1 protein-coding gene is annotated in these 822 nt (G+C 47.9%); it reads left to right on the top strand.

The window, feature by feature from the left end:
- The coding region (locus R7Q46_RS26135; RefSeq protein WP_318078077.1) for a BamA/TamA family outer membrane protein at nucleotides 1-822 on the top strand (822 nt) is incomplete at both ends.

The following is an 822-nucleotide window of genomic DNA, read 5'->3' on the forward strand; positions in this document are numbered from 1 at the left end:
TACTTAGGTGATCAAGGCGATAACAACTCGTCGTTTGAATCTCAGACGATCACAAACAGTGATGAGCAAAAGTATAAGTTCGAATTCAAATACCTGTTGCCGTGGGGCGCGGTGAAAGATCATGGTTTGAAAGGCGCGTTTCTACCCAGCCGTGACGTTCGCTATGCATCGCCTTTGGCGTCGGGCGTTAGCTCTATCCTGCTGACGCCTTTTTATTCATCACGAGCGTTGGATGTATACAATGATAAGAAAGAGCAAGCTTACGGTTTTACATTGGGTTTTGATTGGGACAACCGCGATAGCGCACGTAACACGACCCGAGGCTCGCATACCTCTTTGAATTTGACGACGGGCGCAGAAAGTTGGCAATCAGAGGAGCTGTGGCTAAAGTGGGAATTCCAAAATAGCCAATATTACTCGCTGGGGCCTCTTGGTGATTGGTTTGATCAACAAGTACTGGCCTTGGATTTTTATACAGCCGACACACCAACTTGGAATCAATGTGATGGTGTTGTTTGTAGTCGTCCGCCAGAGCAAGAACAAGTTCGTTTGGGTGGGTTGTACCGTTTGAGAGGCTATACCGCGGGTCGTTACCATGGACGCTCTGCAATTCACTATTCTGCCGAATATCGAGTATTACCAGACTGGCAGCCTCTGGACGATATTCCCATTATCAATTACTACGATATGCCTTGGTGGCAATGGGTAGCGTTTGTTGAGGTGGGGCGAGTTGCCGACGAATCCGCTTTAAAAACACTCTATGAAGACATGAAATGGAGCGTCGGTGGCGCGGTTCGTTTCCAAGTTGAAGGTGTTGTGGTT

This window comes from Vibrio sp. 811, assembly GCF_033339195.1.